Genomic DNA, 14,979 nt, shown 5'->3' with positions numbered 1-14,979 from the left:
GCCTTCATGGAAAAGACCAAGCAGACTGTGCCCTCCGTGGTGCCGCGCCATGTCGCGATCATCATGGACGGGAATAATCGCTGGGCGAAGAAGCGCTTTATGCCGGGCGTTGCCGGGCATAAGGCGGGTGTCGACGCTGTACGAGCCGTGATTGAGGTGTGCGCCGAGGCCAAGGTCGAAGTATTGACCCTGTTCGCGTTCTCCAGTGAAAACTGGCAGCGCCCGGCCGAGGAGGTCAGTGCCTTGATGGACCTGTTCTTCAAGGCCCTGCGCCGCGAGGCCAAGCGCCTGAACGAGAACAACATCAGCCTGCGTATCATTGGTGACCGTTCGCGGTTTCATCCGGAGCTGCAGGCGGCCATGCGCGAAGCCGAGGCGATCACTGCCGGCAGCAACCGTTTTGTGCTGCAGATCGCAGCCAACTACGGCGGCCAGTGGGATATTGCCCAGGCCGCGCAGCGTCTGGCGCGGGAAGTGCAGGCCGGCCATCTGCGCCCGGAAGATATCACCCCCGAACTCTTGCAAACCTGCCTGGTGACCGGCGACCTGCCGTTGCCGGACCTGTGCATTCGTACCGGTGGCGACCATCGCATCAGCAACTTCCTGTTGTGGCAGTTGGCCTATACCGAACTGTACTTCTCCGACCTGTTCTGGCCGGACTTCAAACACGATGCCATGCGCAATGCGCTGGCCGATTTCGCTTCCCGTCAGCGTCGCTTCGGTAAAACGAGCGAGCAGATCGAAGCTGGAGCCCGGGTTTAATGCTTAAACAACGAATCATCACGGCGCTGATCCTGCTGCCTATTGCCCTGTGCGGGTTTTTCCTGCTTGAAGGTGCGAACTTCGCGCTGTTCATCGGCCTGGTTGTGACCCTGGGTGCCTGGGAATGGGCGCGCCTGGCGGGTTTCGCCGCGCAGTTGCCTCGTGTGGTGTATGCCGCTGTCGTGGCGTTGTTGATGTTCCTGATGTACATCCTGCCGGACGTGGCGCCCTGGGTGCTGGGTGCGGCGGTGTTGTGGTGGGCGTTGGCGACCTATCTGGTGCTGACCTATCCGGGCACCAGCAGTCACTGGTCCAGTGTTGCCTGCAAGCTGGTGATTGGCCTTTTGATTCTGTTGCCTGCCTGGCAGGGCCTGGTCTACATCAAGCACATGCAACTGGGTAACTGGCTGATCATGGCGGTGATGGTTCTGGTGTGGGGTGCCGATATCGGCGCCTATTTCTCCGGGCGTGCCTTCGGCAAGCGCAAGCTGGCGCCGGCGGTCAGCCCCGGCAAAAGCTGGGAAGGCGTGTATGGCGGCCTGGCGTTGACCCTGGTGATTACCGTGGTGGTCGGTGTGGTGCGTGACTGGACCATCAAGGAAATGCTACTGGGCCTGGTGGGCGCAGCCGTGGTGGTGTTCATCTCGGTGGTCGGTGACCTGACCGAAAGCATGTTCAAGCGCCAGGCCGGGATCAAGGACAGCAGTAACCTGCTGCCGGGTCACGGTGGCGTGCTGGACCGTATCGACAGCCTGACTGCCGCGATCCCGATCTTTGCCGTACTGCTGTGGATGGCTGCCTCGTGAGCCGCCTGCAACAGGTAACCGTGCTGGGCGCTACCGGCTCGGTGGGGCTAAGCACCCTGGATGTGATTGCTCGTCATCCCGAGCGTTATCAAGTATTCGCCTTGACCGGTTTCAGTCGCCTGAATGAGCTGCTGGCACTGTGTGTGCGGCACGCGCCGCAATACGCAGTAGTGCCCGAAGCGGCAGTTGCACGTGGTTTGCAGGATGACTTGCGCGCTGCGGGCCTGGCGACTCAGGTATTGGTGGGGGAGGAGGGGTTGTGCCAGGTTTCGGCAGACCCTGAGGTCGACACCGTGGTTGCGGCGATTGTCGGCGCTGCCGGCTTGCGCCCGACCCTGGCGGCCGTTGATGCGGGCAAGAAGATTCTGCTGGCCAACAAAGAAGCCCTGGTGATGTCCGGGGCACTCTTCATGCAGGCGGTGCGCAAGAGCGGCGCCGTGCTGTTGCCGCTCGACAGCGAGCACAACGCTATTTTCCAATGCATGCCTGGTGATTTCGCCCGCGGGTTGAGCCAGGTCGGCGTGCGCCGGATTTTGCTGACAGCCTCCGGTGGTCCGTTCCGGCAGACGCCGCTGGCCGATCTGGAGCATGTTTCTCCCGATCAGGCGTGCGCTCACCCGAACTGGTCCATGGGGCGCAAGATCTCGGTGGATTCAGCGAGCATGATGAACAAGGGCCTGGAGCTGATTGAGGCCTGCTGGTTGTTCGATGCCCGGCCGGACCAGGTCGAGGTGGTGATCCACCCGCAAAGTGTGATTCATTCCCTGGTGGACTATGTGGATGGCTCGGTATTGGCCCAACTGGGCAATCCGGACATGCGTACGCCGATCGCCAATGCCCTGGCATGGCCTGAGCGGATTGACTCGGGTGTTGCGCCGTTGGATCTGTTTGCCATTGCCCGTCTGGACTTCGAAGCGCCCGACGAGCAACGCTTCCCTTGCCTGCGTCTTGCGCGGCAAGCTGCGGAGGCGGGTAACAGTGCCCCGGCGATGCTGAATGCGGCCAATGAAGTGGCTGTGGCGGCGTTTCTGGACCGGCGCATCCGCTTTCCGCAGATCGCGGGTATCATCGAGGACGTTTTGAGTCTTGAGCCCGTCGTCCCGGTGAATGATCTGGGCGCGGTGTTCGAAGCGGATGCAAAGGCCCGGGCCTTGACCGAGCAGTGGTTGAGCCGCAATACGCGTTAGCCTCTGGGTGTGTTCAAGCCTTCAGGCACTGGATTGAAATGCGGAGAAATTAGATGAGTGCGCTCTACATGATTGTCGGCACCCTGGTTGCTCTGGGTGTGCTGGTTACCTTCCACGAGTTCGGCCATTTCTGGGTCGCGCGTCGTTGCGGCGTCAAGGTACTGCGCTTTTCCGTAGGCTTCGGCATGCCGTTGCTGCGCTGGCACGACCGTCGTGGCACCGAGTTCGTAATTGCGGCCATTCCATTGGGCGGCTACGTCAAGATGCTCGACGAGCGCGAAGGCGAAGTGCCGGCTGATCAGTTGGATCAATCCTTCAACCGCAAGACCGTTCGTCAGCGCATCGCCATCGTCGCGGCAGGCCCGATCGCGAATTTCCTGTTGGCGATGGTGTTCTTCTGGGTCCTGGCCATGTTGGGTAGCCAGCAGGTGCGTCCGGTGATCGGTGCCGTCGAGGCCGACAGCATGGCGGCGAAGGCCGGCCTGACTGCCGGGCAAGAAATTGTTGCAGTTGATGGCGAACCAACCACCGGCTGGGGTGCCGTCAATTTGCAGTTAGTGCGTCGCCTGGGTGAAAGCGGCATCGTGAAACTGGTGGTGCGCGATCAGGATTCCACCACCGAAACCTCGCGCGAGCTGGCCCTGGACCACTGGCTGAAAGGCTCCGATGAGCCTGACCCGATCAAATCCCTGGGCATTCGCCCATGGCGTCCGGCCTTGCCGCCGGTGCTGGCAGAGCTGGATCCGAAGGGGCCAGCCCAGGCCGCGGGTCTGAAAACCGGCGATCGCCTGCTGGCCCTCGATGGCCAGGCGCTGGGTGACTGGCAGCAGGTGGTCGACCTGGTGCGTGTACGCCCTGATACCAAAATTGTGCTGAAAGTTGAGCGCGATGGTGCTCAAATCGACGTCCCTGTGACCCTGGCGGTTCGTGGGGAAGCCAAGGCAGCTGGGGGTTACCTGGGGGCCGGCGTCAAAGGTGTCGATTGGCCACCTTCGATGGTTCGAGAGGTCAGCTTCGGGCCGTTGGCGGCGATTGGCGAGGGTGCGAGACGCACCTGGACCATGAGTGTGCTGACCCTCGATTCCCTCAAGAAAATGTTGTTCGGCGAGCTCTCGGTAAAAAACTTGAGTGGACCGATAACCATTGCTAAAGTGGCGGGCGCTTCTGCCCAGTCGGGCGTTGTAGATTTCCTGAATTTCCTGGCTTATCTGAGTATTAGCCTTGGGGTTCTGAATTTGTTGCCCATTCCAGTATTGGATGGGGGGCATCTGTTGTTTTATCTGGTCGAGTGGGCGCGTGGTCGCCCCTTGTCGGATCGGGTGCAGGGTTGGGGGATACAGATCGGTATCAGTTTGGTGGTCGGGGTGATGTTATTAGCCCTGGTCAACGATCTGGGACGACTGTAACGCTTCGCTGAATTGCGAATCTGCCGCATTTTGCGGCAGTTTGTTTATTGCCAGTTGGAATAAGAAAGGACTTCATGAAACGTCTGCTGCTAACTGCGGTTCTCACCGTATTGATGATCGCCGAAGTTCACGCCGAGTCCTTCACCATCTCCGATATTCGCGTCAACGGCCTCCAGCGGGTTTCCGCGGGTAGCGTCTTTGGTGCCTTGCCGTTGAACGTCGGGGAACAGGCTGATGACCGTCGCCTGGTGGAATCCACTCGTGCGCTGTTCAAAACCGGGTTCTTTCAAGATATCCAACTGGGTCGCGAAGGTAACGTCCTCGTCATCACTGTCGTCGAGCGACCTTCTGTCGCCAGTATCGAGATCGAAGGCAACAAGGCGATCTCCACTGAGGACTTGATGAAAGGCCTCAAGCAATCCGGCCTTGCCGAAGGCGAGATCTTCCAGCGTGCCACCCTCGAAGGCGTGCGTAACGAACTGCAACGCCAGTACGTTGCCCAGGGTCGTTACTCGGCTACCGTCGAGACCGAAGTGGTGCCGCAACCGCGTAACCGCGTCGGCCTGAAGGTCAACATCAACGAAGGCACCGTGGCGGCCATCCAGCACATCAACGTGGTGGGTAACACCAAGTTTGCTGATGACGACCTGATCGACCTGTTCGAACTCAAGACCACCAACTGGCTGTCGTTCTTCAAGAACGATGACAAGTATGCCCGTGAAAAACTCTCCGGTGACCTGGAGCGCCTGCGTTCCTACTACCTGGACCGCGGCTATATCAACATGGATATCGCTTCGACCCAGGTGTCCATCACCCCGGACAAGAAGCACGTCTATATCACTGTCAACGTCAACGAAGGCGAGAAGTACAAGGTTCGTGACGTCAAGCTCAGCGGCGACTTGAAAGTGCCTGAAGACCAGGTCAAGTCCCTGTTGCTGGTGCAGAAGGACCAGGTGTTCTCGCGCAAGCTGATGACCACCACCTCCGAGCTGATCACCCGTCGCCTGGGTAACGAAGGCTATACCTTCGCCAACGTCAACGGCGTACCGACCCCGCACGACGAAGACCACACCGTGGACATCACCTTCGTTGTAGACCCGGGCAAGCGTGCCTACGTGAACCGCATCAACTTCCGTGGCAACACCAAGTCTGCCGACGAAGTGCTGCGCCGCGAAATGCGTCAGATGGAAGGTGGCTGGGCGTCGACTTACCTGATCGACCAGTCCAAGGTTCGCCTTGAGCGCCTGGGCTTCTTTAAGGAAGTCAACGTTGAAACCCCGGCTGTACCGGGTGTGGATGACCAGGTTGACGTGAACTACGCCGTAGAAGAGCAAGCCTCCGGTTCGATTACCGCCAGTGTCGGTTTCGCCCAGAGTGCCGGCCTGATCCTCGGTGGTTCGATCACCCAGAACAACTTCCTCGGTACCGGTAACAAGGTTTCCATCGGCCTGACCCGAAGCGAATACCAGAGCCGCTATAACTTCGGTTATGTCGACCCCTACTGGACTGCTGACGGCGTGAGCCTGGGCTACAACGCCTTCTATCGCACAACCGACTACAAAGACCTCGACGTTGACGTTGCAAGCTATGCAATCGACAGCTTCGGCGTTGGTGCCAACATTGGTTACCCGATCAGTGAGACCTCGCGTCTGACCTTCGGCCTGACCGCGCAGCAGGACAAGATCAAGACCGGTGTGTACACCGTGGATGAGATCTTCAACTTCGTGCGTAAAGAAGGCGACCAGTTCCTGAACTTCAAGGCTTCGGCCGGTTGGTCGGAATCGACCCTGAACAAAGGTGTACTGGCGACCCGTGGCCATTCCCAGAGCCTGACTCTGGAAGCCACCACGCCGGGCAGCGACCTGTCGTTCTTCAAACTCGACTACCGTGGCCAGTTGTTCCAGCCATTGAGCGAAAACTACACCATGCGCCTGCACACCGAATTGGGTTATGGCGATGGTTATGGTTCGACCAGCGGCTTGCCGTTCTATGAGAACTACTATGCGGGTGGTTTCAACTCGGTACGTGGTTTCAAGGACAGCACCTTGGGTCCTCGTGGTACCCCAAGCCGTGGCGTGGGTGTGACCGGTAACCAGGGGACTGTGGCTGACTCGGACAACGACCCGCTGCCATTCGGTGGTAACGTGCTGATCCAGGGTGGTGCTGAGATTCTGTTCCCGCTGCCATTCGTTAAAGATCAACGTTCCCTGCGTACTTCGGTCTTCTGGGATGTGGGTAACGTGTTCGACTCCAAGTGCGAACAGGTCACCAACCCGAATGGCTCGAAGTCCAACACGCAGTGCAACGATGTGAGCTTCAGCAACCTGGCAAGCTCTGTCGGTGTCGGTGTGACCTGGGTTACCGCGCTTGGCCCATTGAGCTTTGCTCTGGCCATGCCGGTCAAGAAACCGGATAACGCTGAAACCCAGATTTTCCAATTCTCCCTCGGCCAGACGTTCTAAGCGTCTGACCCAAGATAACGACAACGGATTCTGTAGGAGTGCATCGTGCGTAAGTTGACTCAATTGGTTCTCCTGGCGACTGTCCTGGTAGCGACCCCGGCCTTTGCCGAAATGAAAATTGCCGTTCTGAACTATCAGATGGCGCTGCTGGAATCCGATGCGGCCAAGAAATATGCCGTAGATGCCGAGAAGAAATTCGGTCCTCAACTGACCAAGCTCAAGACGCTGGAAAGCAGCGCCAAGGGCATCCAGGATCGTCTGGTAGCCGGTGGCGACAAGATGCAGCAAGGCGAGCGCGAGCGTCTGGAGCTTGAATTCAAGCAAAAGGCCCGTGACTACCAGTTCCAGTCCAAGGAGCTGAACGAAGCCAAGGCTGTTGCCGACCGCGAAATGCTCAAGCAGCTGAAGCCGAAACTCGACAGCGCTGTGGAAGAAGTCATCAAGAAAGGTGCCTTTGACCTGGTATTCGAACGCGGTGCAGTCATCGACGTTAAACCTCAGTACGACATCACCCGTCAGGTGATCGAGCGCATGAATCAGCTGAAGTAAGCCATGACTGCGACTATCAAGCTCGGCCAATTGGCCGAGTTCCTGGGAGCCACCTTGCGTGGCTCCGCGGAGAAGGAAATCACTGGGCTAGCCACCTTGCAGGAGGCTGGCCCAGCTCAGTTGAGCTTCCTGGCAAACCCCCAATACCGTAAATACCTGGGCGAAAGCCGCGCCGCAGCCGTGCTGCTGAAGGCCGCTGACGCCGAAGGTTTTGCCGGGGACGCGCTGGTTGTTGCCGATCCGTACCTGGCGTATGCCCGGGTGTCGCACCTGTTCGATCCGAAACCCAAGGCCCCCGCCGGTATCCATCCGACGGCGGTGATCGCCGATGACGCTCAGGTTGACCCTGCCGCGAGCATCGGTGCTTTTGTGGTGATTGAAAGCGGTGCACGCATCGGGGCGGGTGTAACGCTGGGTGCCCAGTGTTTTATCGGCGCGCGCAGCGAGATTGGTGCCGGTGGCTGGCTGGCTCCGCGTGTAACCCTGTACCACGACGTGCGTATCGGTGAGCGTGTGGTGATTCAGTCCGGTGCCGTGATTGGCGGCGAGGGCTTCGGCTTCGCCAACTCGAAGGGTGTCTGGCACAAGATTGCCCAAGTGGGCGGCGTGTTGATTGGCGATGACGTTGAAATTGGCGTCAACACTGCCGTTGACCGCGGGGCCCTGGCCGATACCGTCATTGGTAACGGCGTGAAACTGGATAACCAGATTCAGATCGCCCACAACGTGCAGATTGGCGATCACACCGCCATGGCCGCCTGCGTGGGGATCTCCGGCAGCACCAGGATCGGCAAGCATTGCATGCTCGCCGGGGGTGTTGGCCTGGTGGGCCATATCGAAGTGTGCGACAACGTATTCATCACCGGCATGACCATGGTGACCCATTCGATTACCGAGCCTGGGTCCTATTCATCCGGTACGGCCATGCAGCCTGCGGCCGAATGGCGCAAGAGCGCGGCGCGTCTGAGGCAGCTCGACGATATCGCTCGGCGCCTGAAACATCTGGAAAAGCGTGTTGGGGACGTGACCCCTGGCGGTAATGCTTCATCAGATGGCTGATACCATTTCCATATCAAGTGTGCACAGCCGCTAGACTGCCTCCTTGATTTGCTAGAGGGGCGTGCCTTAGTCCGCACGCTCCCAATCTTTATTACAGGCTTCCCCCCGAAATGATGGACATCAACGAGATTCGCGAATACCTGCCTCACCGTTACCCGTTCCTGCTGGTGGACCGGGTCACGGACCTCAATGTTGAGGAAAAGCGCATTCGTGCCTACAAGAATGTCAGCATCAACGAACCGTTCTTCAACGGTCACTTCCCTGCGCATCCCATCATGCCAGGCGTATTGATCATCGAAGCGATGGCCCAGGCTGCCGGTATCCTTGGTTTCAAAATGCTCGACCTGAAGCCTGCCGATGGCACGCTCTACTATTTCGTGGGCTCTGACAAACTGCGCTTCCGCAACCCGGTAACTCCGGGTGACCAGTTGATTCTTGAAGCCAAGTTCATCAGCTGCAAGCGCCAGATATGGAAGTTCGAATGCCAGGCCTCGGTCGACGGCAAGCCGGTGTGCTCGGCTGAAATCATCTGTGCGGAACGCAAACTATGAGTTTGATTGACCCTCGCGCAATCATCGATCCGACGGCCGTACTGGCCGCCGACGTTGAGGTCGGCCCTTGGTCGATCGTCGGCGCAGGTGTGGAAATCGGCGAGGGGACAGTCATCGGGCCGCATGTGATCCTCAAAGGCCCGACGAGGATTGGCAAACACAATCGTATCTATCAGTTCTCATCGATAGGCGAAGACACCCCGGACATGAAGTACAAGGGTGAAGAAACACGTCTGGTAATCGGTGATCACAACATCATCCGTGAAGGCGTGACCATTCACCGCGGTACTGTCCAGGACCGTGCCGAGACCACCCTGGGTGACCACAACCTGGTGATGGCTTATGCGCATATCGGTCATGACAGCGTAATCGGCAACCATTGCATCCTGGTCAACAACACTGCGTTGGCCGGCCATGTGCACGTTGACGATTGGGCGATCCTGTCCGGCTTTACCCTGGTGCATCAGTACTGCCATATCGGCGCCCACAGCTTTTCCGGCATGGGTACCGCCATCGGCAAGGACGTTCCGGCGTTCGTCACCGTATTCGGCAACCCGGCCGAGGCCCGCAGCATGAACTTCGAAGGCATGCGCCGTCGGGGCTTCAGCGAAGACGCGATCCACGCCCTGCGCCGCGCCTACAAGGTGGTTTACCGCCAGGGGCTGACGGTCGACCAGGCCTTGATCGAACTGACGGAGCCAGCCGCATTGTTTCCGGAAGTCGCGATATTCCGTGACTCTATCCAGTCGTCGACTCGCGGCATCACCCGCTGATCATGGCCAGGCTGCGTATAGCGTTGGTGGCCGGAGAAGCTTCCGGCGATATTCTCGGTGCAGGCCTGATGCGGGCCCTCAAGCTCCAGCATCCGGCGGTTGAATTCATCGGTGTCGGCGGTCCGTTGATGCAGGCTGAAGGCCTGACGTCCTACTTCCCTATGGAACGCTTGTCGGTCATGGGGCTGGTGGAGGTGCTGGGCCGTTTGCGCGAGCTGCTGGCCCGTCGCAAAAAGCTGATCCAGACCCTGATCGAAGAAAAGCCCGACGTCTTTATCGGAATCGACGCGCCGGACTTCACCCTCAATATCGAACTCAAATTGCGTCAGGCCGGGATCAAGACCGTGCATTACGTCAGCCCGTCCGTGTGGGCGTGGCGGCAAAAGCGCGTGCTGAAGATTCGCGAAGGCTGCGACCTGATGCTGACCCTGCTGCCCTTCGAGGCCAGGTTCTACGAAGAGAAGGGCGTCCCGGTGCGGTTTGTCGGGCACACCCTGGCCGATACCATTCCTCTGCAGGCCGACCGTGCTGCCGCGCGTGCCGAACTGGGTTTGCCCGAAGGTCCGCTGGTGGCCTTGATGCCGGGGAGCCGTGGCGGCGAAGTCGGTCGTCTCGGCGCGCTGTTTTTTGATGCAGCCGAACGCCTGCAGGCGCTGAAGCCGGGTGTGCGCTTCGTATTGCCATGCGCCAGTCCTCAGCGCCGTGCACAAATTGAAGAATTGCTGGTAGGGCGCAACTTGCCGTTGACCCTGCTCGACGGCGGCTCGCACCTGGCACTGGCGGCGTGCGATGCGGTGCTGATCGCCTCCGGCACTGCGACCCTGGAGGCCTTGCTCTACAAGCGCCCGATGGTCGTGGCCTATCGCCTGGCGCCGCTGACCTACTGGATTCTCAAGCGTATGGTCAAAAGCCCCTACATCTCCCTGCCGAATTTGCTGGCCCAGCGTCTGTTGGTGCCCGAGTTGTTGCAGGACGATGCGACGCCTGAAGCCCTGGCGCAAACCCTTTTCCCGTTGATCGATGGCGGCGAAGAGCAGACCCGTGGTTTCGACGAAATCCACCGCACCTTGCGCCGTGATGCGTCGAACCAGGCGGCGGACGCTGTGCTGACCTTGATCGGCCATAAACAGGAAACCCTATGAAGACGCAAATGGGCCTGGATTTCAGCCTGGTCGCCGATGCCCTTGATCTGGTTGCCGGTGTTGACGAAGTCGGTCGCGGCCCGCTGTGCGGCGCAGTCGTCACCGCCGCAGTGATTCTCGACCCGAACCGCCCGATCCTCGGCCTGAACGATTCGAAGAAACTTACCGAGGCCCGTCGTGAAAAGCTCTATGACGAGATCTGTGAGAAAGCCCTGAGCTGGCACATCGCCCGGGCTGAGGTCGAAGAAATCGACGAACTGAACATCCTGCACGCCACCATGCTGGCCATGCAGCGCGCTATTGAAGGCCTGCACATCACGCCCAAAATGGCGATGATCGACGGCAACCGCTGCCCGAAGCTGACGATGCCGGCTGAAGCGGTGGTCAAGGGTGATAGCAAGGTGCCGGCGATTGCCGCTGCATCGATCCTGGCCAAGGTCAGCCGTGACCGTGAAATGGCGGCTTTCGAATTGATCTATCCCGGCTACGGCATCGGCGGGCACAAAGGCTATCCAACGCCCGTTCATCTGGAAGCTTTGGCTCGCCTGGGCCCGACCCCGATCCACCGCCGCTCGTTTGCCCCGGTTCGCCAGGCTTTCGAGGCTCGGGAAAGCCTGATCGAGGTTTAGCAGCAAGGCTGATGTTTTTGCCAAGGCCCGGTACAATCCGGGCCTTGTTGTCTCCACGTTTTGTACAGGATCACTATGCCGGCTTCATTCGTTCACCTGCGCCTGCACACTGAATACTCCCTGGTCGACGGCCTGGTACGGATCAAACCCCTGGTCAAAACGCTGGTGGGCATGAACATGCCTGCCGTGGCGGTGACCGACCAGAACAACATGTGTTCCCTGGTCAAGTTCTACAAGGCCGCCATGGGCGCCGGCATCAAGCCGATCTGCGGTGCCGACCTGTGGCTGTCGAACAAGGACCCGGATAACCCACTGAGCCGCATCAGCCTGTTGGCGATGAACGGCGTGGGTTATCGCAACCTCACCGAACTGATTTCCCGTGGCTTTATCGATGGCCAGCGCAATGGCTCGATCATCATCGAGCGCGAGTGGGTGGCCGAAGCCAGCGAAGGGCTGATCATGCTCTCGGCGGCCAAAGAGGGTGAAATCGGTATCGCGCTGTTGGGCGGCAATCCTCATGAGGCTGAAGTGCTCGCCCGTGAGTGGATGGAGGTGTTCCCCAACCGTTTCTACCTGGAAATCCAGCGCACCAACCGCCCCAACGATGAAGAGCAGTTGCACGCCGCTGTGGCCCTGGCTGAAAAGCTTGGCGCGCCGCTGGTGGCGACCAACGATGTGCGCTTTATCAAGAAGGAAGACTTCGAGGCCCACGAAACCCGCGTATGCATCGGCGAAGGCCGGGCGCTGGACGATCCGCGCCGCTCGAAAAACTACAGCGAAGAGCAGTACCTCAAAAGCGCCGATGAAATGGCCGAGCTGTTCAGTGACCTGCCCGAGGCCCTGGAAAACTCCGTCGAAATTGCCAAGCGCTGCAATATTGAAGTGAAGCTGGGCAAGCACTTCCTGCCCAACTTCCCGATTCCCGATGGCATGACCATCGACGAGTATTTCCGCAAGGTCTCGTTCGACGGTTTGGAGGAACGCCTGAGCGTCCTGCTGCCCAAGGACACCACTGAAGATTATGAAGCCAAGCGCCAGGTCTACGTCGACCGCCTGAATTTCGAGCTGGATATCATTATCCAGATGGGGTTCCCCGGTTACTTCCTGATCGTAATGGACTTTATCCAGTGGGCCAAAAGCAACGGCGTGCCGGTGGGGCCTGGCCGTGGATCGGGTGCCGGGTCGCTGGTGGCCTATGTGCAGAAGATCACCGACCTCGACCCGCTGGAATACGACCTGCTGTTCGAACGTTTCCTTAACCCGGAACGGGTATCGATGCCCGACTTCGACGTCGACTTCTGCATGGATGGTCGCGACCGGGTTATTGAGTACGTGGCCGAGAAATACGGGCGCAACGCAGTAAGCCAGATCATCACCTTCGGTTCCATGGCGGCGAAAGCGGTAATTCGCGACGTGGCCCGGGTACAGGGCAAGTCCTACGGCCTGGCTGACCGCCTGTCGAAGATGATTCCGTTTGAAGTCGGCATGACCCTGGAAAAAGCCTACGAGCAGGAAGAAATCCTGCGGGACTTCATCAAGGTCGATGAAGAAGCGGCTGAAATCTGGGACATGGCGCGCAAGCTCGAAGGCGTGGTGCGTAACGTCGGTAAACACGCCGGTGGTGTAGTAATCGCGCCTACCAAGCTGACCGACTTTTCGCCGATCTATTGCGACGAAGAAGGCGACGGCCTGGTAACCCAGTTCGACAAGGACGACGTGGAGGCGGCCGGCCTGGTGAAGTTCGACTTCCTCGGCCTGCGTACCCTGACGATCATCGACTGGGCGCTGAAGACCATCAACCGCGACCGCGCCAAGGTCAATGAGCCACCGCTGGATATCGCGTTTATCCCGCTGGATGACAAACCGACCTACAGCCTGCTGCAAAAAGCCGAAACCACGGCCGTGTTCCAGCTTGAATCCCGCGGCATGAAAGAGCTGATCAAAAAGCTCAAGCCCGACTGCCTGGAAGACTTGATCGCACTGGTGGCCCTGTTCCGTCCGGGCCCCTTGCAATCGGGCATGGTGGATGACTTCATCAACCGTAAGCACGGGCGTGCCGAGCTGGCTTACCCGCACTCCGACTACCAGTACGAAGGTCTCAAGCCGGTACTGGCACCGACCTACGGCATCATCCTGTATCAAGAACAGGTGATGCAGATTGCCCAGGTCATGGCCGGCTATACCCTCGGCGGCGCGGACATGCTGCGTCGAGCCATGGGTAAGAAAAAGCCCGAGGAAATGGCCAAGCAGCGCGGTGGCTTCATTGAAGGTTGCGCCACCAACAACATCGATGCCGACCTGGCCGGTAACATCTTCGACCTGGTGGAAAAGTTCGCCGGTTACGGCTTCAACAAATCCCACTCTGCCGCCTATGGCCTGGTGTCTTACCAGACTGCGTGGCTGAAGGCTCACTACCCGGCGCCGTTCATGGCGGCGGTGCTGTCTGCGGATATGCACAACACCGACAAGGTCGTGACCTTGATCGAGGAAGTGCGCACCATGAAGCTGCGCCTCGACGCGCCGGACGTGAACACTTCCGAGTTCAAGTTCACGGTGAACGACGAAGGCCGCATCATCTATGGCCTCGGCGCGATCAAGGGCGTGGGCGAAGGCCCGGTGGAGGCGATTACCGAAGCGCGTCAGGACGGGCCGTTCAAGGACCTGTTCGATTTCTGCGCCCGGGTCGACCTCAAGCGCATCAACAAACGTACTCTGGATGGCTTGATCCGCAGCGGCGCCCTGGATCGCCTGGGCCCGTACTTCCATGACGAGCCGAAGGCGTACCAGGCCAATATCGACCGCAACCGCGCGGTATTGCTGACCGCCATGGAAGAAGCGATCAAGGCCGCCGAGCAGACCGCACGCACCCACGACAGCGGCCACGCCGACCTGTTTGGCGGGCTGTTCGTCGAAGAAGATGCCGACGTCTACGCCAACCATCGCAAGGCCAAGGAGCTGACCCTCAAGGAACGCCTCAAGGGTGAGAAAGACACCCTGGGCCTGTACCTCACGGGTCACCCGATTGACGAATATGAAGGTGAAATCCGGCGTTTCGCCCGCCAGCGCATCATCGACCTGAAGCCGGCGCGGGATACCCAGACCGTCGCAGGCATGATCATCGCGCTGCGGGTGATGAAGAATAAAAAGGGCGATAAGATGGGTTTCATCACCCTCGACGACCGCTCGGGCCGGATCGAAGCCTCGCTGTTTGCCGATGCCTTCCATTCCGCCCAGTCGCTGTTGCAGACCGACGCGATGGTGGTGGTGGAAGGGGAGGTCAGCAACGACGACTTCTCCGGCGGCCTGCGCCTGCGGATCAAGCGCGTGATGAGCATGGAAGATGCTCGCACCAACCTGGCCGAAAGCCTGCGCCTGAAGGTCAAGACCGATGCGCTCAAAGGTGATCAGCTACGCTGGTTGGGTGACTTGCTTAAACGCCACCGTGGCGCCTGCCCGGTGACCATGGAGTACACCGGCAACGACGCCAAGGCGATGTTGCAGTTTGGCGAGACGTGGCGAATTGACCCCGCCGATGGCTTGATTCAAGCATTGCGTGACCAGTTCGGGCGTGACAACGTCTTCCTCCAATACCGTTGACGGTCAGGCAGTACGAAGATCGCCTGATCTCGACCGAACATTTAATCTCGACCTAA

12 protein-coding genes are annotated in these 14,979 nt (G+C 59.4%); all 12 read left to right on the top strand.

The window, feature by feature from the left end:
- The first annotated feature begins 6 nt into the window (after window positions 1–6).
- The 12 genes from uppS (at window position 7) to dnaE (ending at window position 14,923) form a co-directional block, all read left to right on the top strand.
- Entirely contained in the window at window positions 7–762 is a 756-nt protein-coding gene (gene uppS, locus HX824_RS25920; protein WP_003219323.1) for a polyprenyl diphosphate synthase, read from the top strand.
- Complete coding sequence (locus tag HX824_RS25915; RefSeq protein WP_177055372.1) at window positions 762–1,568, top strand: phosphatidate cytidylyltransferase; 807 nt, start codon at window positions 762–764, stop codon at window positions 1,566–1,568. Before uppS ends, HX824_RS25915 begins: the two co-directional genes overlap by 1 nt.
- Window positions 1,565–2,755, top strand: coding sequence for a 1-deoxy-D-xylulose-5-phosphate reductoisomerase (gene ispC, locus HX824_RS25910; protein WP_177055370.1), 1,191 nt, complete (start codon window positions 1,565–1,567; stop codon window positions 2,753–2,755). Before HX824_RS25915 ends, ispC begins: the two co-directional genes overlap by 4 nt.
- Before the next feature lie 53 nt (window positions 2,756–2,808).
- The gene (gene rseP / locus HX824_RS25905; RefSeq protein ID WP_177008894.1) at window positions 2,809–4,161 is read left to right on the top strand and encodes a sigma E protease regulator RseP; all 1,353 of its coding nucleotides are present in this window, start codon (window positions 2,809–2,811) and stop codon (window positions 4,159–4,161) included.
- 74 nt (window positions 4,162–4,235) lie between these two features.
- Entirely contained in the window at window positions 4,236–6,623 is a 2,388-nt protein-coding gene (gene bamA / locus HX824_RS25900) for an outer membrane protein assembly factor BamA (RefSeq protein ID WP_008432225.1), read from the top strand.
- Between the two features lie 45 nt (window positions 6,624–6,668).
- Window positions 6,669–7,172, top strand: a complete 504-nt coding sequence (locus tag HX824_RS25895; protein WP_003219314.1) for an OmpH family outer membrane protein — start codon at window positions 6,669–6,671, stop codon at window positions 7,170–7,172.
- A 3-nt stretch (window positions 7,173–7,175) separates the two neighbouring features.
- Window positions 7,176–8,231, top strand: coding sequence for a UDP-3-O-(3-hydroxymyristoyl)glucosamine N-acyltransferase (gene lpxD / locus HX824_RS25890; RefSeq protein ID WP_102368229.1), 1,056 nt, complete (start codon window positions 7,176–7,178; stop codon window positions 8,229–8,231).
- Window positions 8,232–8,341: 110 nt separating this feature from the next.
- Window positions 8,342–8,782 carry a 3-hydroxyacyl-ACP dehydratase FabZ gene (gene fabZ / locus HX824_RS25885; protein ID WP_003219309.1) on the top strand — a complete coding sequence of 147 codons (441 nt, stop codon included), beginning with the start codon at window positions 8,342–8,344 and terminating at the stop codon, window positions 8,780–8,782.
- The gene (lpxA, locus tag HX824_RS25880; protein WP_003219308.1) at window positions 8,779–9,555 is read left to right on the top strand and encodes an acyl-ACP--UDP-N-acetylglucosamine O-acyltransferase; all 777 of its coding nucleotides are present in this window, start codon (window positions 8,779–8,781) and stop codon (window positions 9,553–9,555) included. The genes fabZ and lpxA overlap by 4 nt, the downstream gene beginning before the upstream one ends.
- A 2-nt stretch (window positions 9,556–9,557) precedes the next feature.
- Window positions 9,558–10,697: a lipid-A-disaccharide synthase gene (gene lpxB, locus HX824_RS25875; RefSeq protein WP_218167462.1), complete on the top strand. Its 1,140-nt coding sequence runs from the start codon at window positions 9,558–9,560 to the stop codon at window positions 10,695–10,697.
- Complete coding sequence (gene rnhB / locus HX824_RS25870; RefSeq protein ID WP_177008895.1) at window positions 10,694–11,326, top strand: ribonuclease HII; 633 nt, start codon at window positions 10,694–10,696, stop codon at window positions 11,324–11,326. Before lpxB ends, rnhB begins: the two co-directional genes overlap by 4 nt.
- A 75-nt stretch (window positions 11,327–11,401) precedes the next feature.
- Complete coding sequence (dnaE, locus tag HX824_RS25865) at window positions 11,402–14,923, top strand: DNA polymerase III subunit alpha (protein WP_008432221.1); 3,522 nt, start codon at window positions 11,402–11,404, stop codon at window positions 14,921–14,923.
- Window positions 14,924–14,979: the final 56 nt, after the last annotated feature.

The organism is Pseudomonas sp. D4002 (genome assembly GCF_013385665.1).
In the GTDB taxonomy this organism is placed as follows: Bacteria; Pseudomonadota; Gammaproteobacteria; order Pseudomonadales; family Pseudomonadaceae; genus Aquipseudomonas.
Note: the sequence above shows the minus strand (reverse complement) of the source record. Positions and strands in the feature narration are given on the sequence as shown.